A 21831-nucleotide genomic window follows, 5' to 3' on the forward strand; every position below is an offset into this window, starting at 1 on the left:
GAAGAGGAGTGAGGGGTGCGATCAGTCGTCGCCGGCGCCGAACACCGAGCTATACCTGCGGGCGATCTCGGACCAGTCGTCGTCGTGGCGGAAGCGGATGACCTCCCACCCGTCGTCGTACAGCCGCTCCTGCGCGTCCTCGTCGCGCTGCACCTGCACCTCCGAGTCGTGATGCGGGCCGTCGATGAAGACCGCGACCGGGCCCACCTTCGTCTGGTACACGAAGTCCGGGCGGGACAGGGCGCTGGAGACGAAGTACTGCTGCTTGTCGGGCAGCCGCAGTCCGTTGCGGGTCAGGAACGCCACGAACCTCTGCTCCAGCGTGCTGTCGGCGCCGTCCAGCAGTGCCTGCGCGTGCTCGTCGCGGGAGACGCCGGGGACGGTCCCGTCGACCCGGGCGCCGCCGAAGCGCAGCAGCAGGTCCCGCACCATCTTGCGGTCGATGACCTGGTGGTCGCGCTGGTTGCCAAACGACAGCAAACAGTCGTAGCAGCCCATTTCGCAGGCGGGGCCGTTCTCCGGGCCGCCCTTGTCGGTGCCGTCCGTGCGGAAGTGGGCGATCTCCAGGGCGCGGGCGGCGGCACGGCGCAGGGCGTCCGGCTCGGCCTGGAGGCGGCGCAGCACGCCGGCGCCGCCCTCGGCGCTCTCGATGAACAGGATGCGGTCGCGCGGGCCGTCGTAGGGCGGCAACTGCTCGGTGTCCAGCTCGCCGTCTTCGAGCTGGAACTCGGCCTCGACGCCCCGTTCCAGCGCGTACTGGAGGGTCACCGCCACGTCCGGGGCGACCTTCTCGGCGAGCTGGAGCACCAGGATGTTCCGGGTGTCCTGGACGTAGGGGATCACCGGGACCTTGCGTTCGGCCTTCTCCGCGCTCTCCAGGCCGTCCTGCTCCTCGGAGGTCTGCTTGCCCGGCTTGTCCTGGTCCTTCTTGGCGTCCAGCCACTTGCCCTCGACCGGGTCCAGCCAGAAGCCGGAACGCTGCTTGCTGCGGCGGTAGCCGAGGTTGGTGAGGCGGACGGTCGCACTGTCTCCGTAGGTCAGCGCGGCGAGCGAGGCGCCGTCGGCGTCGCGGGCGGCGGCGTTCAGGGAGCCGTCGCGCTCGCCGTGCTTGTTGAACTTGTACGACACCTCGACGACGTAGCCGGTGCGCTGCCGCTCCTCCTCGTCGGAGGAGATCCGGTCCCGACGCCTGGTGAAGACCGTGCGCAGTTGGAGCAGGTTGTACCGGGACTCCGTCAGCTCGGAGCCGCAGGAGTCGCAGGTGTTCTCGAGCTGTTCGCCGACGTGCAGGTAGCCGCAGCGCTCACACACTTTGGCCTCCTCGGTCTGCAGGTCCCCCGCGGCGCTGGTCGGAAGCTGAACGCGGTCCACCTGGAACCGGCTGCCCTCGTGGTAGATGAAGGCGCCCGGACCGAACTCGCGGATCGCGATGAAGCGGGAACGCTGGAGGTAGTCGCCGTCCCGCCCGCCGCGCGCGGCGCGGCCCGTGCCGGGGATGAAAGCGGCCAGCGGCAGCCGGGGGAAGGAGTAACCCGGCAGGAACCCCTCTGAGGCCAGGTAGCGGTACGGCGTGAAGTCCGACAGCGGGCTGTTGCCGCCGGTGTCCTCGTTCTTCAGCAGCTTGAGCTGGGTCTCCGCCTGGTGCCGGCGGCGCTCGGCCTGGGCGGAGGCGTCCTTGTTCAGGGTGTTGTCGAGGATGCGCCGGTGCTGAACCTCCCGCTCCTTGAGCGCCTTGCGGAACAGCTCCTCCCAGCGGCCCAGCGCCTTCCTGAACCTCCCCGGCGCCTTGTCGACGGTCCGCTCCAGCCACCGCTCGTCCCACCACGAGGTATCGGCTAGGCGGTCCGCCGACTCCTTGAGGACCGCGGTGGCCCGGCGCAGCGCACGCCGCTGGGCGGCGGGATCCTGGATCTGCTCGAGCACGTGCGGGAACAGCCGTAGCGAGGGCGCCTCACCGGCCGCGTCCAGGATGTGCGGGATGCGCTTGCCCAGCTCCAGGCCCGTCTCGGCGAGCCAGATGGCGTGGACGTGCGAGCGGACCAGGTCCTCGTTGGCGAGGTCCAGCCGGGGCGGGGCGACGACGCCTGAGACCATCTCGTTCGACCGGCGGAAGTAGTACTGGTCGTGGCTGTTGCCCGTGGCGCAGTACGTGGTGACCAGCGCGGGCTGGCCCGACCGGCCGGCGCGACCGCTGCGCTGCGCGTAGTTCGCCGGGGTCGGGGGAACGTTGCGCATCGCGACCGCGTTCAGGCTGGCGATGTCGACACCCAGCTCCATGGTGGGGGAGCAGTACAGCAGGGGCAGCTTGACGCCCTCACGGAAGTCCTCCTCGCGCTCCTCGCGGACCTCCGTGGGCACCTGGGCGGTGTGCTCCCGGGCGACCAGGCCGGCGAGCGTCGAGGCGACCTCCTTGTAGAGGTTCTTGAAGAACGGGTTCACCCGCGGGCCGCGGTCTTTGCCGTAGGTCCGGCGCACCCGGTCGACCGCGCCGAACTCGTCATCGCGGGCCGTCCACACCACCGCCGTGTGGTTGATGCGGTAGCCGGGCTCCTCGCCGCGCCCGGTGGGCACCTCGGTGAGCAGCCCGGCCTCCGCCAGGATGTCCGCGAGATCGACGATCACCTGCTGCGTCTCGGCCATGTCCAGCGGATGCCCCAGCCCCGGGAACTGGCCAGGCCTGCGCAGGAACCGGCCGAAGCCGGCCCGGGCGGTGACGTTCAGCTCGGTGCGCGCGCGGTTCGGGCGCCCGGGACGGACGTACGCGGTACCGGGCGGCGGCGGGGTGCGCTCCGTCTCGGCCAGCCCCCAGGCGTCGTTCAGCATGTACGACACCTTGCGCAGCTCGTCGAAGTCGGCCTGCTCGAAGGTGGGGAAGTCCACCGCGCGCACGCGCCGCAGCTCGTCGAAGAAGATCCGGGCGAGCTCCGCGCGCTTGCCGGGTCCGGCGGTCCGCAACGGTCCGCAGGCCTTCGCCCACCGCTCCTCGTCCGCGGTGATCTCCCGCAGGTCCGCGTACTCCAGCCGCAGCAGGCCGGTCTGCTCCAGGTTGGGCATGGTGACCCGCCAGCCGCGCTCCAGATCCAGGTACAGCCGGTACTCGACCACCTTGGTCAGGGCACGCAGGGTGCGCTTCGCCTGATGGGAGGCCTCCTTGGGATTCTTGGAGTAGTTCTGCGGCCGCAGGCCCAGCTTGGCCACCACGGCGGGCGCGAGTTCCTCGTGCAGCAGCCCGTCCTCACCGGCCTCGACCATGGCCTGGTAGAGGGCACCCCGCAACTGGGTGACCAGGACGAAGTCGTTGAAGTGACCGGCCTGGAGGCTGGCGTCCTGCCGGTTGTCGACGAACGTGAGCAGCTTGCGGGCGTCCTCGTCGAGTTCGTCCGCCGGGAGTTCCTTCAGGTGGCGCACGATGCTGGAGCTGATGAGGGAGGTCGCCGTGGAGCGGCCCTCGCGGTCCATCGTCATCAGCTTGCCGAAGTCGTTGCCGCGCGGGGACTCGTAGCTCACCCCGCAGTTGAGGCAGAACATGAACGGCATGGGGATGTAGGCCGCGTACAGGCCCTGCCCGCGGTCGACGACCGATCCGTCGGGCCTGACCCACACCGGCTGCGGGACCCGCTTGCGCCGGCTGTCGGCCAGTACCTGGGCGCCGCCCTTCTTGTCGTCCGTCACGATCCAGCTGTCCGGGAAGCGCTGGGCGTCGATCGCCTTGCCGGTGTCGTCGGGCCAAGGGTGCTCGGCGCTCACGTACAGGTAGCCGTTGTCCTCGTCCTCCTCTGTGCGCGGCCGGAAGGCGAGGGAGCCGTCTTTGCGCTCCTCGCGGGCGACGGTCAGGTACTCCTGGCCGCACTCCCGGCAGAAAGACAGCGGAAGCAGGATCTTGTCCTTGGCGCCAGGCACCCGGAGCTGGTAGGTGCGGCTGATGTGCCGGGTCTCCTCGTCCTCCAGCGACACGTACACCGAATTGCCCTTGGACAGGAACTGGTGCAGCCGGAAGGCGAACAGAGGCCGGCCGGTCTCGTCGTTCTTGGCCTGCGAACCGGCGTGCAGCGTGTCGCGGATGGCGGCGACGCAGGCCTCGTACGACTCGCCGGTGCGCTCGGCGAGTATGCGGCCCGCCTTCTCCACCGTCGTGGGCTCGGCCCGGACGAGAGTCCCCGCGTCCGGCCCCTCGGTGAGGGTGCGCAGCCCGAACTCGGTCTCGATCCAGCAGGCGAGCGGGTCGTCCTTGAGGATGTCGTACTCCCTCGAGGGCGCGTTCGCCCTGATCCGCTCCGTCAGTTCGGCGTCGGCCGGCTCGTGGTCGCGGGTGGCGCGCACCAGCGTCTCGCCCACCACACGGTCCGGCGTGACCTCGGCGGCGAAGAGGGTGGTCGCGACGTCGGCGACGTCCTGGCGTCGTTCCTGGAGGGTGCCCTTGCTGGACATCGTCGCGGACGTGCCGACGACCTGGAGGTCCGGCGCGGCGCAGGCGTCGCGGACCCGGCGCACGAGCAGCGCGACGTCCGCGCCCTGCCGGCCGCGGTAGGTGTGCAGTTCGTCCAGGACCAGGAACTTCAGGCCCTCGGCCGCCCGCATCAGGGCCTTGCGCTCGCGGGGCCGGGTGAGCATCAGTTCCAGCATCACGTAGTTGGTCAGCAGGATGTCCGGCAGCTCCTTGAGGATCCGCTCGCGCTCGTCCTCCTTCTCCTGCCCCGTGTAGCGCTCGAACGTGACCGGCTCCTTGCCCTCCCCGTAGCCGTGGCGCAGGAACTTTTCCAGCTCGAATCGCTGGCTGTTGGCGAGGGCGTTCATCGGATACACGATGATCGCCTGGATGCCGCAAGCGGTGCCCTCCTGCTTGGCCCGCAGTACCTGGTCCACGATCGGCACGATGTAGCCGAGGCTCTTGCCGGAGCCCGTGCCTGTGGTCAGGACGTAGCTGCCACCGGCGCGGGCGGCCTCGATGGCGTCCCGCTGGTGCCGGTGGAAGGCGATGGGCCGGCCCTGCTGGAGGGAGCCGTCCTTCTCCTTGTCCACGCGGAAGATCCGCTCGCACTCCGGGTGCAGCAGTCCCTCCCGCACGAGCTGGGTCACCGTGCCCCCGGGAGCGAAGCTCGGATTGAGCGACAGCCACGGGTCGGGCCACTGGTCGCCCTGGACGAGCGCCTCGTCGACGGTGTTCTGGATGCGGTCGTTCTTCACGAGGACGGAACTGGTGGTGAAGGACCGGTAGTCGGCGATCAGCTGCTCGTGCACCTTGAAGACGTCCACAAAACCCTCACTCATTCCTGCGCCGACCTGCACGTTCACCGTACCGGGTGAGGTAGGGGTGGCGGGCCGCAATGATATGGCTTCCTATGACACCATCAATTTGTGAACTGAGTCAACGGGTCACGCCCCTCAAATGTGTGAACTGTCATGCGGGGGGTGTCATGCCCCGTCGTGCATGACAGTGGCACACTCAGTCACCTATGGACATCGGAACGCTCATCGACAAGCGGTACCGCATCAAGAGCCCCATCGGCCACGGCGGTATGGGACAGGTGTGGATGGCGGACGACGAACACCTGGGCCGGGGCGTCGCCGTGAAGACCATGATCCCGGCGAGTGGCCTGACACCGACGCAACTGGCGCATGACGCCGCGCGGTTCGAACGCGAAGCCAAGGCGGTCGCCAAGCTCGACCACACCGGGCTCGCGGCCGTGTACGACCTGGGTGTCGAAACCGGCACGCATTACCTCGTCATGCAGTACGTCCAAGGTCTCGATCTGGGCGACTACATCGCCGAGCGGGAGCAGCTCACCCTGGAGGAGGCTGCCGCCGTCGGCGTGCAGATCTGCTCGGTGCTGGCCGCGACCCATGCCCGCCAGGTCGTCCACCGCGACCTGAAACCGGGCAACGTGCGCATCCGCACCGACGGCGTGGTCAAGGTGCTCGACTTCGGTGTCGCCGCCATCCTCGACGGCGACACCAACAAGCTCACCACGACCGGCGAACGGCTCGGCACCTTCCAGTACATGGCCCCCGAACAGGTCATGGGCGAGCCGGTCGGTCCGCGCACGGACCTGTACGCCCTCGGCTGCCTGCTGCACGAAATGCTGACCGGCAGCCCGGTGTTCGAGCATGAGGCCCCGCTGATGGTGCCGAGCCTGCACACGGAGGTACCCCCAGAGCCGCTGCGCGTACGGCGCCCGGATCTCCCCGAGGACGTCGAGACCCTCGTCCTGGAACTGCTCGCCAAGAAACCGGTCGACCGGCCTGCGCACGCTGGCGACGTCTACCGCCGCCTCGCCGCCCACCTGCCCGGTCCGGGCACTCCGGAGGGCGCCCTGGTGCCGTGGGCCGAGCCCGACCCCCGTCGGCCGTTCCACCACCCGATGGCACCGGACGCGCGCCCCGTACGCCAGTGGGCCAGGCAGGCAGACAGGGCGCAGTAGCGGGATCGTCAGCGAGGCTCGCCCTCATACGTTTTTTCCATGGGCGTGGGCTGGGGCGGGATGTCCAAAGTGAGCTGCTCCCAGTCTGTCTCCTCCGGCTCGGGAGCCGTCTCGACGCCCGGGGCCGCCCCCGTGTCCGGGTCGGCGTCGGCGACGGAGTCGTGGGCGTCGCCGCCGTCCCCGCCGTCCTCGTTCTGGGTCGGCAGCACGTACTCCTGGGCGAGTCCCGCCAGGTGCAGGGGCAGGGGCAGGCTCAGTGCGTCGGGCAGGTCGGGGGCCTGCCGGAGCTGATGCGCGGCGAGCGCGAGCGCCTCAGGAAGGTCACCGTCGCCGGGGTGGCACCCCAGAACGGCGATCTCCACCAGCCCGGGGTTCCACGCGGCCTTGTCCGTGTCGATGGTCACCTTGCCCTTGGTGTTGACGCGGGGCGCCAGCTTGTCGGCGGCCACCGACAGCTTGAAGGTGCGGGCCTTGGGTGTGGTGGACCAGAAGACGCGGGCCTCGTCGGGGTCCGCGGTCGGGTCTGTCCACAGGTGGGCGGCCAGGCCGTTGGGGCCGCCAGGGTTCACGCCCCACCACTGGGCGGTCTCCCGGTTGCGCGCCGTACGCACCCGCACCAGTCGCAGGTCCGGATCCAGGCGGCGCGCGGGGGCGTGGCCGTCGCGGATCTTGTCCGCGACCACGGTGCCGTCCTGCAGCCACGTCCAGTGCGAGCGCATGTTCTGCCCGTGGGCCAGCAGCATGGTCGGCGTGGAGCGCAGCGTGCGGCGCACCCGCTGGAGCCACTCCTCAGTCTCCCGCCGCTGCTGAGCCATGTCCGCCCACCAGGACGGACGGGTCACCGGGGCCTCGCCGTCGCGCGGCGCGGGGACGAGGTCCTTGGGTACCTCGCACTGCCTGGTCAGCTTCAGCAGCATCACCGGGTACGGCACCCAGGCACGCGCCTCGTCGTCCCAGCCCTCCACCCGGGCCAGCCCCTCACCGGAGGGCTCCGGCGTGACCAGCACGGCGACGGGCACATGCCCTGCCCACCGGGTGCGGCTGCGCCGGTTCTTGCGCACCATCCACACTGCCGCGTACCGCAGGCCGCCGGGCAGGTGTTCACCGAGGCTGTGCTCGGGGTGGACCCGCACACCCAGCTGCCGAAGTCCGTCGTCCCAGGCCTTCGCCGCCCGGAACTCCTTGTTCTTCTCGCTGTTGTAGCTTTGGGCCTTCTTCGGCACGGCCATGAACTGCGTGAGCACGCCGGCGTCCGTGCAGCCCAGCCGCAGCGCGAACTTCGCGTCATGGCCGGGGGACGAGAAGTCCTTGGCCCGGTCGATCTCCACCAGGGCAAGCGTGGGCGCGGGTGAGGAGACGCCCTCCTCGGCAAGGAAGGCCGTCATCTCCCGGCGGCGATCGCGGATCGCCGTGGTGACCGCGGCCCGGGAGTGCCGGGTCCCCTCCGGCAGGGCGAGGTCCTGGCCGAGGGAGCGGGAGAGCCTGCGGCAGTGCAGGCGCACGGTGAGCTCGGGGGACTCCCACTGAAGGACCACCGTCCCGTCATAGGCCTCCTCGGCAGCCGGCGCGCCGCCGTCACCCTTGAGATCGAGGTGCGTGACGAGCGCGTTGACCGCGGTGTCCCGCATCACCGGGGTCTGCCACAGCAACCGCGCCTCCAGGGTGGGGAGTTCGCCCGGGGCGAGGTCCTGGGGCAGATGGCGCAGCGCGAACGCCGTGCCGTGCCGCCGGGCCTGGGCGCGCCTGCGCTCCTCCTCGGCCTTCGCCGGTTCCTTGGAGGGTTCCTGGCGGGGGTTGCCGGGCGTGCTGCCCGACAGGCGGGTGCGCGCCAGCGCGGGCACCGGCTCCAGCTGTTCCGGAAGTGCCTGCAGGGCCCATTCCACGATCTTCGAGCGCTGGTCGGTCATCAGACCGGCTCCGACCTCGTGCGTCCCCATGGCCGTGCTGTAAAGGACGGCCGCGCGCATGTCGTCCGCGAGCCAGCCGGCCGGGTCGGTGAGGATGGCGTCGGCGTCCGGGAACGACTCCGTGAGGGACATGTTCCGCAGCATCCCGGCGGGCCCGCCCCCGACCCAGTCGTGCCCACCGCGGTTCCAGGCGAGCCGCGCCACGGCGAACCGGTCGCTCGCCGGTGCTCCGGGCAGCCACGGCACCCGCGGGCGCAGCAGCACCGTGGTGCGGCGGCCGAACGGCAGGTACAGCCGCCCCGTCCTGGCACTCACCCGGGTTGCGTACCGGCGGATATGACTGTGCACATGGAAGCGGGGCAGCGAGTCGAACGGCACCGTCTGCAACGTGATGTTCAGAACGACGGAGAACCACTCGGAACCCCGGCTCCCCTCGAACTCCAGTGCCTGCGAGACGAGTTCGGCGCCCCGGTCCATCGGGCCGCGCGGCATCGCCCGGAAACGGAGCCGCCCGCCCCCGAAGTCGTAGGGCTCCAGGGCGAGGATCCGCCGGGCCAGCCAGTCGGTGGACAACTGGAACTGACGCGGCTCCGGCGCGGCCGTGCCACCGTCGGTGGGCCGCTGCTGACGCAGCAGCTCGACCGGTACTCCTTCCTGCCACCGGGGCGGGTTCTCCAGCAGCGCCGAGCGGGTCTCGGACAGCAGCGAGCGGAACTCGGGCTCCGACCGCAGGTCTTTCAGCCAGGTGGCGAGGAGCCCCCTGAACGCCACGTCGGGCAGCGGATCGGGCACGTTCTCGGGGGCGTACAGCCAGAAGTCCCGGCCCTCCCCGCGGTGGCGGTTGGGACGGGGCCGTACCAGGACGTCGGGGGCGAGCGCCTGCACGACCTGGTCCATACGGAACGTGGGCACCGTCTCCAGCGGCTTGTCACGGCCCGCGTTGCACAGGGCCAGCAGCGCCCCGGTCCACTCCTCGGGAAAGGGCAGCGCGCGGTACCGCTCGACCACCGAGGCGTCCGAGGAGACGGGACGTGCGGTGGCGGTACGGATGGAGTCGTAAGGGCGAGCCATGGGCCGGTCCTCTCTGGTGAAGGTCAGGACGTGCGGTGTTCGATCTCGCGCAGCGCTTTGTACAGCGGCGTGTACAGCAGCCGGGCGACCGCGGGGTCCGCCGGATCGGAGCAGTCGGGCGGCGGTGCGCCCTCCGCGAAGTAGGGGGCGAGCACGTCCCGCAGACCGGTCAGCAGGCCGTCCTCCCGCGGCAGCGGCGCCGCCGCGGCGCCGGGTGAGAGCAACTCGGCCGTACGCGGCGCGAACCGGGCATCCACGAAGACCACGCGGGCGGGCACCCCGCCCCGCACCAGGCGGCCGATGACCTGCCAGATCGTCACCAGCTGGTCCCAGGTGAAGGACGTCTTCTCGTGGTCGGACAGGCGGGAGTAGATGTAGCGGCGGGACAGCAGCCGGCGCCACTCGGCGCGCGCCACGTGCCGGAAGGCCCGCCCGGCCGCGTCCAGGTCCGCCGCGGCCATGACCAGTTTGCCGAACGTGCCCTGCGGCAGCCCGGGTTCGTCGCGGGCGAAACGGGCCGCCCAGTCGTTGATCGCGAACACGGCCAGCGCGAGGTCGTCCGGGCGCGGATGCGGCCGGGCGAGGAACAAGGCCGTGCCGAAGGCCGCGTTGCGCTGGGCGTTGAGGATGTTGTGCCCGCGTTCCACCGCCATCAGCGGGGCCACGAGGATCTCCGCCGTGGGGTCCTGGGCGAACGTGGCGAGATCACCCCGGCGCAGCGCCGTGACCCGATCCGCCTCCGGCTTGGGCGGTGCCGAGCCGCGTACGGCCTGTTCCAGGTCCGCGTCGTCGGCGGCCAGCACCCGCACGCGGCCGTGCCAGCGCTCCATCTCGTGCAGGACCTCCGCCGCGGTGTGCGCCTCCTTGTAGCTGCCCACCAGGAGGATCGCCCGGCGCCGGCGGCTGTCGGCGACCCTGGCCAGTTCCTGCTCCAACGGGCTCGGGGCGCCGCCCCGGCCGGGCGACCCGAGCCGGCTGACCATCGCCCGGCAGGCCGCGGGCCGGGCCTTCGGCTCGGTGCCCGACAGGCTCAGGGGGCGCCCCTCGTCGTCGTACAGGAAGTGCGTACTGAATTCCGACTCGCTCACGGCCTTGAGGGACCGTGGCGACGGGGTGAGCACCGCGCCCACCGGGGCGACCACGTGCGCGCGTGTCGAGGTGCCCGCCCAGCTGGTGCCGGACATCAGCACGACGTGCGGACCCCTGCGGCCGCGGCCAGGGTCGGCACCCACGTCGGGCAGGGAGAGCAGGAGTTCGCGACCCACACCCGCGCACCTGAAGAAGCGTAGGGTGCCGCTGTGCCGCCCCTCGACATCGCGTTCCCGCTCGTCCGGCAGGTACTGGAACCCCAGGACGTTGCCCATCGGAGCCTCCGGGACCAGCGGGGCGTAGTCGAGCGGCGGACGGCGGGACAGCTCGTTGCCGGTCGAGTCCAGGTGCAGGGCGGCCTCCACCTGGGGCCAGAGGAAGACCAGCCGTTCGAGACGCTGGTGCAGGGCGCTGAGCAGCAGCATGAACTCCAGGCGCCGGGCCGTCAGATCGAGCCACGCCTCGTCCTGGGCCCGCACGGACGCGGGGGTGTCCGCGAGCAGCGGGCGCAGCACGGCGAGGACCCGCTCACGCGTGCCTGAGGAGGACAGTGTGGTCAGCAGGTCCTGAACGAGACGCACCAGTTCGTCCGTCAGATTGCCGTACGGGCTCCGGCCGCCCAGGGGATCATCCCGGAAGTCGTCGAACCGCTCGGTCAGTTCGGCCCGGTGGGCGTCCACCTCCGGCCCGGCCGACTCGGGCTCCGGAACGTCGTCCTCGTACGCCTCGTACAGCTCCGATTCGTCGGACACGCCGTCCGGGACGCCAGCATCGGAGTCCTGCGCGAACCAGGAGCCGAGCAGCTTCTCCTGGAGCGTCCAGGGGCTGAAATACTCGATGTCAGCCCACTCGCGCAGGTCGGCGTCGGAGATCAGCAGCTTGTACAGGCGGTCCGTGGCGGCATGGACAACCGTGAGCGAGGCGGACCAGCGCTCGACCTCCTGGTCGGTGAGCGGCAGCCGGCCCTGCCGGGACAGCTCCTCGATACGGTGGGTCTGCACTTGGTCCAGCCAGGACTCGGGGCCGGGAGAGACCAGCGTCGCCGACGGCGCGAAGATCTCGTCCAGCTTCATCTGCACCGAGTCGGCCTCGTCCACGACGATGATGTCGCTGCGCAGGCAGGCCAGTTCCAGGTGGCGCAGCCGCTCCTCGCCCAGGTGGCGCGGCACGGCCGACTGCACGAGGCTTGCCGGGTTGGCCACCCAGATCAGAGAGTCGACCAGCTCCCGGGCCGCACGGTGACGCGGGCACGCGTACCACAGGGGGCACCCGTGCGGGGATCCCTTCACCTCCGCCGGGCGGTCGCCCTCGGACGGGGACCGCCGCTGTCCCGGCCGGTAGGGCTCGGGCAGCGCGCCGGAATCCGGGTTCTCGTCGCGAGTGCGCTTCTTCTCCGGGTGGAGCGAGGTGCACGGCGCGTCCACGAACCGCAGGGGCTGTGCCGCCTCGGTGTCGCGCAGGGCGTCCACCACGCAGACGGTGCTCAGGTGGTCGAAGCCCGGGTCGTCGTGGTCCAGCACGTTGTGCAAGCCGCGGGAGGCGAGCCGTCGGTGCAGCCGCTGCACATGCGTCTCTCGCGTGGTCAGACCCAGCACCGGCGTGGCGGTCAGCCCCAGATCGCGGAGCAGAGCGGTCAGACGCAGTTGTTCGGCCACATCGCCCACGACGAGCGTGGTGCGCAGCGCCGGAGTCCGGCGGGCTCCCCAGACCGCGATCAGCGTCATCAAGGTCGACTTGCCCGCACCGACCATGCCGGCCAGGTGCAGCGGCCCGTCCAGGTGGAGATCGCCTTCCTGCGAAAAGCCCAGCCCGTCCGCATCACGGGGGAAGATGTGCAGCTCGGTGAGGCGGTCCTCCCAGTGACCTGGGTTCTCGACCTCGTTCTCCCGCTCCGTCGCGTCCATCCACTGGGCGGTCTCGACGAGGTCGGCCCGGCTGACCGTGAGCGGCTCACCGTTTCCCGGCCGCCCCGCCTCCGGATCATGACCGGGAACCGGGTCGGGACGCAGTTCCTCGGGCAACGTCACGGAGGCGGGCCGGCGCCGGTCGACGAAGGTGGCGCGCCCCGCCGGGGCCAGGGGCAGCTCCTTGCGGGCCAACGGCGGCAGGGCGGCGAGGGCGGCCTCGTACACGGCGAACCGGTCCGAGGCGACGGTCGGCTCACGCCGTCGCGCCGGCCGGTCGAGCGCGAGGACCTCATAGGCCCGCAGCCGGTCCGGCAGGGCCCGGTAGGTCTCCAGCGTGCGCTCCCAGGCGCGGCCGCGGCGCAGGTGCCACAGCAGATGACGACCCGCGCCGAGCATGACCTCGTGCTCGGGACAGGACACGTATCCCCGGGCGGCGGCGAACTCGTAACCGCCGAGCAGGACGTAGGCACCGCGGGCGGGCTCGTCCGGCGCGATGCGCTCCAGGATCCGCAGGGCCAGTTCCGCCTGGCACAGCAGGCCGGGCTTCACATCGCCGAGTTCGTCGGGAACCTCGTCCCACAAGCGGGCGACCTCCCGGCTGACCGGGTGGTGCCAGCTGTCGCGGTCACGCATCGCCGGTCTCCTCCTTACGCGTGGCTCCGCCGACCCGCGCGAGCCGGTCCTCGGCGCGGGCGAGCAGGTGAGTGTCGGTGAGCAACGGAACACGGCACGCGGTTGCCGGGCGGTTGCGCTCGTACGTGGCGATGTAGCCCGGCCGGTCGTCGACGCGGTCCTGCGGCACCACCCAGAACGCCTCGTCGTACCGGGGCTCCTGCGGCACCGGACGGGCGGCCCGCCCCAGGAACGCCGGATGGGCCCAGTCCTTCACGTCCACCGCCCAGACCCAGCCGTCGGGGAAGGTGACGTGCATGTCGTAGGCGTCGTACGCCGGCCACATCCGGACCTTCAGCCCGAGCCCGGTGAGCCGCCCTTCCAGCTGCACCTCCGCCCGCCCCGGACCGGTGATGAACTGACGCAACGGCCTGGCCAGCTGGAGCAGTTCACCGGCCTCCTCCTGCGGGATGCGGCGCCCCACCGGCGGCCGGCCCCGGCGGCGGCAGCGGTCCCGCTCGCACCACCAGCCGCCGTCGGGCAGCGGCGTCAGCAGGGTGAGACACCGGCCGCAGGTCGCGTAGACGTCACCGCGCAAATAGCTGTCCGGGACGGGGCGGTAGATGCGGCTCAGGAGCTCCTTCACCGGGTCGAGCACATGGTCCAACGACACGGCCCACTCCTCGGCCGAGGTGAGGACGGGCCGGGTGACCAGGAGCCGCCGGAACTCGGTGTACGCGTCCTCCTCGCCGTACTCGCGGCACAACCGCAGCGCGGCGCGGACGATCTCACGGTCGTAGAGAACCAGCGCGCTGTCGGAGAACTGCTCCGCCCACTCGTAGCACAGCTCGGTCGGGCGTGAGGAGTCCGGGTCGAGCAGCAGATCGTCTGGTCCGGCCGCCTCGGCCGACAGATCCACCGGCCAGTCGGCCACCGGCCGCTCGCTGCACCACGACAGCAGGTCTGGAAGACTCACCGGAGGTTCGGCCCCGCGCTCCAGGCAGGCCAGCACCGTCCGGTCGAGGGCGCGTTGCACCTCGGGCGGGTAGGGCAGGGTGAAGGCGTCAGGGCCGGTGGCCGCGTCGAGCACCGTGAGAGCGGTGGCCAGCGTGCGCATCAGGGGAATGCCGCGATGGGCTGACCAGTCGGCGTCGTGCGGCGGCATGCCGCTGTCGGTCGTCGCCGTCACCGTGCCTCCAGATGCGCGCGGCCGGCCGCGCAGTGGGTGATCATGTCGCAGCCGCCGCAGTGACCGCCGGGCGTCGGTGCGTAGGTCTCGTCCACCGCCCAGGGGCCGGCGAGCCCGGCGATGATGCGGCGTGCTTCGGCGAGGGTGTCCGGATCACCGGGATCGATTTCCTCGCAGCGCGACTTCCCGGTGCCTTCCGCGTCCAGGTACAGCACCTCCAGCTCGATCAGCGACCGGCGCGGATCACCACCGGGTACTCCGGCGGACATCATCAGCACCGCGAAGGCGAGCTGCGGGTACGTCTCCATCAACGCGCGTCCCTCCCAGGGAGGCTTTGCAGCCGTCTTCGTCTCGTGCCAGATCCAGCCTCCGGAGCGGGTGTAGAGGAGGTCGGGGTCGGCGATCAGGACGACATCCAGCTCGGGGTCGTACGCGGTCAGGCGTGGCTGCACCCGTACGGCCTCGTCGGACGGCAGGCCATCGAGAGGGCAGGCCCGCTGGTGCTCGGCGAGCAGGGCGAGGGCGGTCGGCAGTTCGGCGGAGGAGAGGCCGGGAAGGGCATCCGGGAGGGGGGCCGTGCGGCAGCATCCGTTCCCGTGAAGGAGGTTGAGCCACTCGTCGACGGCACGTCCCCTGCGGATGGGCTCGCTCTCCGGGTCCCCCGACTTCAGGTGCAGTACACGGGTGAGGTGGAACTGCGCCGGGCAGCGCGCATGGACGCGCAGGTCGCTCGCGGACACGGAGCGGCGGGCGCGAGGGCGGCGCGGCCCGGGAACCCCGAGAACGCCAGGAGCCCGGGGCGGCTGCGCGCAGGCAGCCAGACCTTCGCAGCGCGTGCAGCTGGAACCGGGGTTGAGCCGGTCGCCCTCGATCACCCGACGTAGCACGGGCTTGGCGTGCTCGGCGAACCGCCGCTCGGCCTCGTCGACATCCCAGTCGGCCAGCACGTCGTGATCATCGCTGCCGCAGCCGATGCCGATGATCCGGACCCGCCTCGGGCGCACGGTGCTGCCGGCGGCGGGACGGAAGATGTCCCGGAAGGCCGACCGGGAGGGGATGCCCGTCGCAGCCACGGCCGCCGCTTCCGCGATCTCGGCGGGCGGCCGGTCCCCCTTGACGGAATTCACGGACAGCAGCCACATCTCGCGCTCCGACCCGTCGGCGGACGCGTACCGTCGTCCCCACGCCGTGCGCTCGTAGCGGATCGCCCCGCGGGCGTCCGGTACCTCGCTCTCGGTGATGGCTGTCCACTGGGCGCGGACCGGCAGGGTCGGCGGACGCCCGAGCGCGCGCCGCTGCGCTTCGCGCTCCGCGCGCGCCAGCAGGTAGGACCGAACGGCTGATTCTGCCCAACTTACGTGCCCGGCATGGTACTTCTGATGCCTCAGAAGCCGCGTCAAGGCGCTGTCGGCGTCCTCTCCCTCGTGCTCGACCGCGTCCAGGACGCTCATGACCGGCCCGAGGGCGAAGTCCTCGACGGGCTTCCCCCGCCGGCGCGGCGGAACCTGGGCGAGCAATGCCCTGGCGCGCAGGGCGTTGCCGCGCGGGCAGTCCTGAGGGTCCTCGCGCAGCAGTGGCAGCGAGGTGCGGATGAGCCGGATGTCTCCGTTCGTTCCGGGTGGAGGCAGGTGGAGCGGCACGATGCACCCCTTACGGGTGTGGTGGGACGAGAGCGCCAACACACCCAGGGAAGCGTATTTCTGTGAACTCAGTCAAGCGATTCGTTCGATGTGATCCGTGAACCGCTACAGTGTGGCTGACACCGTGTCATGAACAGCCGGGGGTGAGGCGTGGAAGCCGGGGAAGTCCTCGACGGCCGCTACCGAGTCGAGGAAGCGCTCGACCAGGGCGGCATGGGCACCATCTGGACGGCCACTGATCTGGTGACCAGGCAGTTGGCCGCCGTCAAGGTGCTGCGGCTCGATGCTTACACGCAGGGCCGGTTCACCCCTGCAGAGCGCGCGCGACACCGGGTCGAGTTGCTGAAACGGTTCGAACGCGAGGGTGCGATCCTCGAGGAGCTGAAGCACCCCGGGATCCCGCGTCTGCTGCACCATGGCTACCAGGGCGAGGAGTCCTACCTCGTCATGGAATACGTCGAGGGGATCAGCCTGCGCGAATTCCTGGACACGCGCCGGCCGTTCCCGTTCGACGCCGCTGTCGCCGTCGCCGTCCAGGTCGCCGAAGCCCTGGCACACGCGCACACGAACGGCGTGGTGCACCGCGACCTGAAACCGGGCAACGTGGTCATCGCCTGCGCGGACGGAGCGGTGAAGCTGCTGGACTTCGGCATCGCTCACCTCACCGATCCCGATGCGACCCGCTACACCGCACTGGGTGAGACCCCGGGCAGCGCCGGGTACATGGCTCCGGAGCAGCTGCGGGGCCAGCAGGACATCTCCGCCTCGGTGGACCTCTACGCGTTCGGCTGTGTGCTCTTCGAACTCCTCACCGGGGAGCGGCCCTTCGAGGACAAGCCGGACCGGAACAAGAGCACCCAGCACCTCGAGGACCTGCCGCCGCGCCTGCGGAGCATCAACGTCGGCATTCCCGAGGAACTGGACGACCTGGTCTGGGACCTCCTCGCCAAGACTCCGGCGGACCGCCCCGATACCATCGACGAGGTGCTGGACGTCCTGTGTGACTTCCTGCCGAAGCCGGGCGACCCGGCCCCGGATCCGGAACTGGCTCCGGACCCGACCGCACGCTATCGCCTGCGGGAGAGCGCGGTGGCCGGCCCGCCGGACACGCGGCCCACCCCCCGTGCCGTAGCGCGGCGTCCGGTCCGCCGTCGTGGCGGGTGGCTGGGGCGCAACCAGTTCGCGGGACGGATCGCCCAGGCCCGGGCGGAACTGCTCGCCGACGGTTCTGGTGCCCGCTGTGCCGAGCTCCACGACCTGCTGCCCAAGGCGGTGGCGGACTGGGGGGCCCGCGAGCCGATCGTCCTGGAGGGGCGGCTGGTGTGTGCCGATGCCGCTCGACTGGATGGTCGTACGGGTGAGGCGAAGGAGCAGTACCAGTACGTGGCCGGGAACGGAGACCCCTCGGATCCTCTCGTGCTGGAGGCCCGCCTCGGGATCGCCGAGTGCCTGATGCCCGAGGGGGACTTCGCCGGGGCGTTCAGCGGCTGGCGCACAGTGGTGCACAGGCTGCCGCTCGTCGCCGTACCGGTTTCCGGCCGGCTGACGAGCCGTTGTCGCGAGGTCGCCTTCGAGCTGGCGGAATCCGGTTACGAAGCGGAGGTGACCGACCTCCTCGCCCGGCTGCCAGAGCCGTAGCCGGATCAGTTCCGGGGAAGGTGCCCTGCGGCCAGCAGGTCCCCCAGCGCCCGGCTCAGCTCGCCGCCCACGCTCTTCATATCGGTCATCTCGCGTTCGAAGGCGGTGATCTTCCGGTGGATCTCCCCGTACCGTCGCTGTTCCTCCAGCGAGAGCCTTGGGATGTGCATACGCCGTACGTCAATGCGTGACGTGGTGGATGCGTGCGTGCCGGCCCTGTGCACATTGGCCGGGGCACGCAGGCAGCCGGACAGGAACCATGGGTCGAGGACCGCGGGATTCGCCCTGAGCGCCGCGAGCTGGGGCCCCAGGACGGACGGGGCGTCGGCGTCCACCCGTACGTCGAAGGCCCGGGCCAGCACTGAGACGATGACGTCCTGGGAGGCTGTGACCGTGAGCGAGCCATCCCGCTCGCCCGCCGCGACCACCGACGCCGGAAGCCACAGCTGCGCCTGCCCGGACAGCGGAGCACCCGTGAGGACGCGCGCCTCGTCCTCCTGGCGTTCCCCGCGGCGCACCAGTGACTCCGGCAGGCCCTGCCCGGTCCGGATCTCCAGGGCTCCGGCTTGTTCCAGCTCGCCGACGCTGATGAGCGGAACCGTCTCGCCGTCGTCCGCGGGTACGAGTGCGGACAGGGCGTCGGTGGCATCGCGCAGTTCCCTCATGTGCGCGTCGTACCGCGTCCAGAGGCGCCTGATGTCGACGATGGTGGCGGCCCGTGTCCTCGGAACACGCCGTGCAGGCGTGAGGTCTACCTGGTCGTCCAGCAGGTCGACCACGGGTACCGAGACGCTTCCCAGCGTGCTTGTGCCGCCGAGGACCCCCACGATCTGCTCCGTCACGGCGGACCAGTCGACGCCGCCCCTGTCGGCGGTCACGGGACGAGCGGCGTGTGTGGTGTCCACGAAGGTGAGCTCTGCGCCGTCCGCTCCGCCCCGGCCGAGGGCACCGTCCGCGCACAGGATCCACAGATGCAGTCCGACACCGTAGGGCGGGGCGGCACCGGGAGGCAGGGCGATCACGGTCCGGAGCACGCCGGACCGCAGGAGACCGGCCCGGATCCGGCGACCCGCGCGGCGCGCCGCCACAGCGGGCGGCAGCACGAGAACCGCGACGCCGCCGGGAGCCAGAGCTGCCGCGGCATGCTGAACCCAGGCGAGTTCCGGCTCTGTGCGCGGAGGCTGCCCATAGACCCAGCGCGGGTCTGTGGCGAGTTCCGCGTGGCCCCAGTCACGCTCGTTCGACGGCGGGTCGGAAAGGAGCACATCGGCCTGCGCTCCGGAATGGGCATCGGCCCGCAGCGTGTCACCCGCTGCCAACGATACGTTGGACAGGTCACGCTTGGTGAACCCGCCGATCGCCAGGCGCGCCTTGGCCAGCTCCACCAGAACCGCGTCGCTGTCCTGGCCCAGGAAACGCAATCCCGCAGCACGGTCAGCACCCCACTGCCGGCCGGCTGCGACGAGCAACGTCCCCGCCCCGCAGGCCGGATCCAGCACGGTCCGTACAGGGCCTGGGTGGTTCATGGCTGCGGCTTGCGCCATAAGCCCGGCCAGCTGCACAGGAGTCGTCGTGATCTGCCGTACGTGCGTCCGGAGCCACCGCTCCAGAAGGAAGTCGAAGGGCCCGTGCTCCTGGTCCGGATCAGCCAGTTCCAGAGTGCGCTCCAGCAGGCGGGTCTGACGCTGATCAAGGAGCGGCCCCGCCGCCGGCCTGCCTGTCGTGACGCCGCTCTGCCGGAGTCCCACCTGGGCCACCAGCAGGCCTGTCGTTTCTCGGTCCCCCAGGGACTCGTATTCCGGCCAGAGCCGGTCGAGCGGGTTCGGCGCTGTCTTGAGTTTGTTCTCCCGCTTGAGCCACTCCTCGACTTGCGGCAGGGAGAACTGCGGGCTCGTGTCGGTGCCGCCGACAGGAGAGGGGAAGCTGTCGTACCGTCGACGCCAGTTGCTGACGGCGGCGCGTCCGACTCCCGCGATGCGGGCGATCTCCGCAAGGGTGACGACAACCGGGGTCGACCCTGCGGTTACGGACATGATTTCCTCCGGAGCTCGGCAGCCTGGCGCCCAATGAATCCGTGATCACTTGCGTTGGGGGCGCGTTCTTTGACTGAGTTTACGCACATGTTGGGAGCCACTCTGGCACCTGGGCCAAACACCTCATGTGCATGACGATCCGGGAGGTCGTTGTGCTCCGCGGCCCAGCCGGCCGGCGTCGGCAAACTCCTCGACGCACTCGCCCAGACCAGCCCCGGCTTCAACCCGAGGACTCGCCGAGGCCGCTCGCGCCTTCGAAGGCGCCACCCGCTCCCATATTCGCGCCGAGCGTTCCGACAACGGAGCCATCCGCTCCGCCGCCCGCGGCGTCATCCGCGCCGGCAACGCCCTCGGTAAAGGCGAAGACGGCGGCACCACCGCGATGCTCCTGTCCACGATGCTCCTCGTCACCATCGCCGCCGTAACGTTGGCACTCCGCCCGCGGTCACGTCCAGCAGGCAGCCGCCGCCCAACGAGCCGCACAACACCTGTGCAGCGCCTACCGATCAGCCGCCGCTGCCCCCACGGACGCGATGCGCGAGCACGGCCGTCGCCTTCCCGAACCCTTACGAGAGTGGTACGCCGGCACCCTCGAAACCACCTTGCCCGAGCAGGCCGACTCCGTACGCATCGCGCCCGGCTGGGACGCCCTCGCCGCCACCTGGACCAGGCCGAGCGCGCTGCTGGCCACGACACCGATGCCTTGCTCCAGCAGGCCATCGGATGGTGCGAACTGGACGCTGCGGACGGCGTCACCGACGTCCTCGCCTGGTGGCTGCGATGCATCGGCGAACTCCCCCCGAGGGATGTGTCCGCAGTGCGGTGCCCGGCGCGACTGGACGGTTGATCTGCGACCGCAACGAGATCAATCCGCTGCCGTTGCGCACACTACTGAGGATTAATGCGTGATGTCGCCGGGGCTTGTGGCGAGGCCGGTGCCGATGAGGCAGCCGGTGATGATGGTGGGCCGGTACTGGATCTGGCGTAGGCCCCGGCGGACTGCGGTGACCAGGTGCGTGTAGTCGGTGAAGGCGATGTTGGAAAGGTTGGTGCGCCGCAGGCTGGACCAGATCCCTTCCACGGGGTTGAGGTCGGGTGCATAGGCCGGCAGCTGGAACACGGTGAGCCAGTCCCGGGCTGTGATCCAGGCGCGCATCGCGCGACTGAGGTGCAGGCCGACGTTGTCCCAGACCAGCACGATCGGTCCGCCGAGCTGGGTGTGGGCGGCGGTGAGCAGGTCTCGTAAGTCCTTCCAGGAGAAGCCTTTGCGGCCGTCGACCCGCCGGTCACCGGTGTGCCGAAAGACCAACCGCGGCCGCTCGCCGGGCTTGTAGCAGCACAGAGCGGCCACCGACAGGTGACGTCTGCTGCCGCCATTGACCCGGATCACCGGGGTGACACCTCTGCGGGACCAGGTGCGGGCGGTGTGCGGCGTCATCGAGAACCCGGCCTCGTCGGCGAAGACGGTCCAGGCCCCGAGCGCCGCCGCGGTGGTTCCACGGCCGGCCAGGTCTCCTTCACCCACGTCGCGACCGCCTCATCGTCGCGCTGCACCGCCCTGCGAGCCGGGACCTGAGGCGACCAGCCGTGCCGATGCAGCAACAGACACACCCCGGGCACGGTGTAGCTCTTGTGGAACATCCGCCCGATCAGCGTCCTGATCCGCGCGAGCGTCCAGCGCTCATCGGACCAGCCGTGCGCCACCGCCCCCAACGCCAGTGCCGCCTCCAGCTTCACGAACAACTCGTCACTGAGCTTGGGCAAGGACGCCGGCCCCTTCGAGACCAGGCCCGCTTCACCCCGCTCGGCCCACTCGCGCCGCCAGCGCTGTACCGAGCGCACATGCACCCGCAGCACCCTCGCCACCTCGGCGTTGTCGCTACCAGCCGCGAACATCTCACCCGCGTCCAGACGGATCCGCTCGCGAAACGCCCTCCGCTCGTGAGTCAGCCCACCACCCTGCGCGTACCTCATGACCGTGGTGTACCGCGACGATCACGACCTGTCAGCACCCCACGACATCACGCATTACAAGTCAGTAGTGGGTCGAGCGCGAACTGACTCGCGCGGACTACGAGGCGGTGATCCACGTCGGAGGGAAGGACTCCCCGAGCCTGGAGGCTGCGACCCAGGCCGCGGGTTACGACGGCACGCTCGCCGGCGTCTATCTGACCGAGCCCAGGCCCGAACAGGGCCTGTGACCAAGTGCCGTAGACGCCGTCCGGTGGCGCATGCACTCCGGCTCATGAGGGACCCTGAGAATGACCAGCTCTCGCTTAACCCGCGTTTGATCACAACCGCAGACAGCCCCTAGCATCCGCCTCTG

At 70.7% G+C, this 21831-nt stretch carries 9 protein-coding genes; 2 read left to right on the forward strand and 7 right to left on the reverse strand.

The window, feature by feature from the left end:
- Positions 1-21: 21 nt before the first annotated feature.
- Positions 22-5268 (reverse strand): DEAD/DEAH box helicase, encoded by a 5247-nt coding sequence (locus AC3EUJ_RS29915; RefSeq protein WP_431966818.1) that lies wholly within the window; start codon positions 5266-5268, stop codon positions 22-24.
- Between the two features lie 185 nt (positions 5269-5453).
- Here AC3EUJ_RS29915 and AC3EUJ_RS29920 point away from each other — a divergent pair, with 185 nt between their 5' ends.
- Complete coding sequence (locus AC3EUJ_RS29920; protein ID WP_431966820.1) at positions 5454-6419, forward strand: serine/threonine-protein kinase; 966 nt, start codon at positions 5454-5456, stop codon at positions 6417-6419.
- Positions 6420-6427: 8 nt separating this feature from the next.
- On the opposite strand, the gene AC3EUJ_RS29925 is transcribed toward AC3EUJ_RS29920, so the two are convergent.
- The 4 genes from AC3EUJ_RS29925 to AC3EUJ_RS29940 are packed head-to-tail and all read right to left on the reverse strand — an operon-like array spanning position 6428 to position 15834.
- On the reverse strand, positions 6428-9397 hold the full coding sequence (locus AC3EUJ_RS29925) for a pPIWI_RE module domain-containing protein (protein ID WP_431966822.1): 2970 nt from the start codon (positions 9395-9397) through the stop codon (positions 6428-6430).
- A 23-nt stretch (positions 9398-9420) separates the two neighbouring features.
- Complete coding sequence (locus AC3EUJ_RS29930) at positions 9421-13026, reverse strand: pPIWI_RE_Z domain-containing protein (RefSeq protein WP_431966824.1); 3606 nt, start codon at positions 13024-13026, stop codon at positions 9421-9423.
- Positions 13019-14194: a pPIWI_RE_Y domain-containing protein gene (locus tag AC3EUJ_RS29935; protein ID WP_431966826.1), complete on the reverse strand. Its 1176-nt coding sequence runs from the start codon at positions 14192-14194 to the stop codon at positions 13019-13021. Before AC3EUJ_RS29935 ends, AC3EUJ_RS29930 begins: the two co-directional genes overlap by 8 nt.
- Positions 14191-15834, reverse strand: a complete 1644-nt coding sequence (locus tag AC3EUJ_RS29940) for a PD-(D/E)XK nuclease family protein (protein WP_431966828.1) — start codon at positions 15832-15834, stop codon at positions 14191-14193. The genes AC3EUJ_RS29935 and AC3EUJ_RS29940 overlap by 4 nt, the downstream gene beginning before the upstream one ends.
- A gap of 150 nt (positions 15835-15984) precedes the next feature.
- On the opposite strand from AC3EUJ_RS29940, the gene AC3EUJ_RS29945 reads away from it, so the two are divergent.
- Complete coding sequence (locus AC3EUJ_RS29945) at positions 15985-17472, forward strand: serine/threonine protein kinase (RefSeq protein WP_431966830.1); 1488 nt, start codon at positions 15985-15987, stop codon at positions 17470-17472.
- Between the two features lie 5 nt (positions 17473-17477).
- Here AC3EUJ_RS29945 and AC3EUJ_RS29950 read toward each other — a convergent pair whose 3' ends face one another.
- Positions 17478-19505, reverse strand: a complete 2028-nt coding sequence (locus tag AC3EUJ_RS29950) for an N-6 DNA methylase (RefSeq protein ID WP_431966832.1) — start codon at positions 19503-19505, stop codon at positions 17478-17480.
- An 898-nt stretch (positions 19506-20403) separates the two neighbouring features.
- A protein-coding gene (locus tag AC3EUJ_RS29955; protein WP_431966834.1) for an IS630 family transposase occupies positions 20404-21479 on the reverse strand; the annotation gives its coding sequence in 2 pieces (ribosomal slippage) (positions 20404-21030 and positions 21033-21479; 1074 coding nt in all).
- Positions 21480-21831 lie beyond the last annotated feature (352 nt).

It is taken from the genome of Actinacidiphila sp. bgisy160, from assembly GCF_057707815.1.

Excerpts from the sequence above, each read along its gene's own strand:
- AC3EUJ_RS29915 (WP_431966818.1), bottom strand. The coding sequence starts at position 5,268 with ATGAGTGAGGGTTTTGTGGACGTCTTCAAGGTGCACGAGCAGCTGATC.
- AC3EUJ_RS29920 (WP_431966820.1), top strand. The coding sequence starts at position 5,454 with ATGGACATCGGAACGCTCATCGACAAGCGGTACCGCATCAAGAGCCCC.
- AC3EUJ_RS29925 (WP_431966822.1), bottom strand. The coding sequence starts at position 9,397 with ATGGCTCGCCCTTACGACTCCATCCGTACCGCCACCGCACGTCCCGTC.
- AC3EUJ_RS29930 (WP_431966824.1), bottom strand. The coding sequence starts at position 13,026 with ATGCGTGACCGCGACAGCTGGCACCACCCGGTCAGCCGGGAGGTCGCC.
- AC3EUJ_RS29950 (WP_431966832.1), bottom strand. The coding sequence starts at position 19,505 with ATGTCCGTAACCGCAGGGTCGACCCCGGTTGTCGTCACCCTTGCGGAG.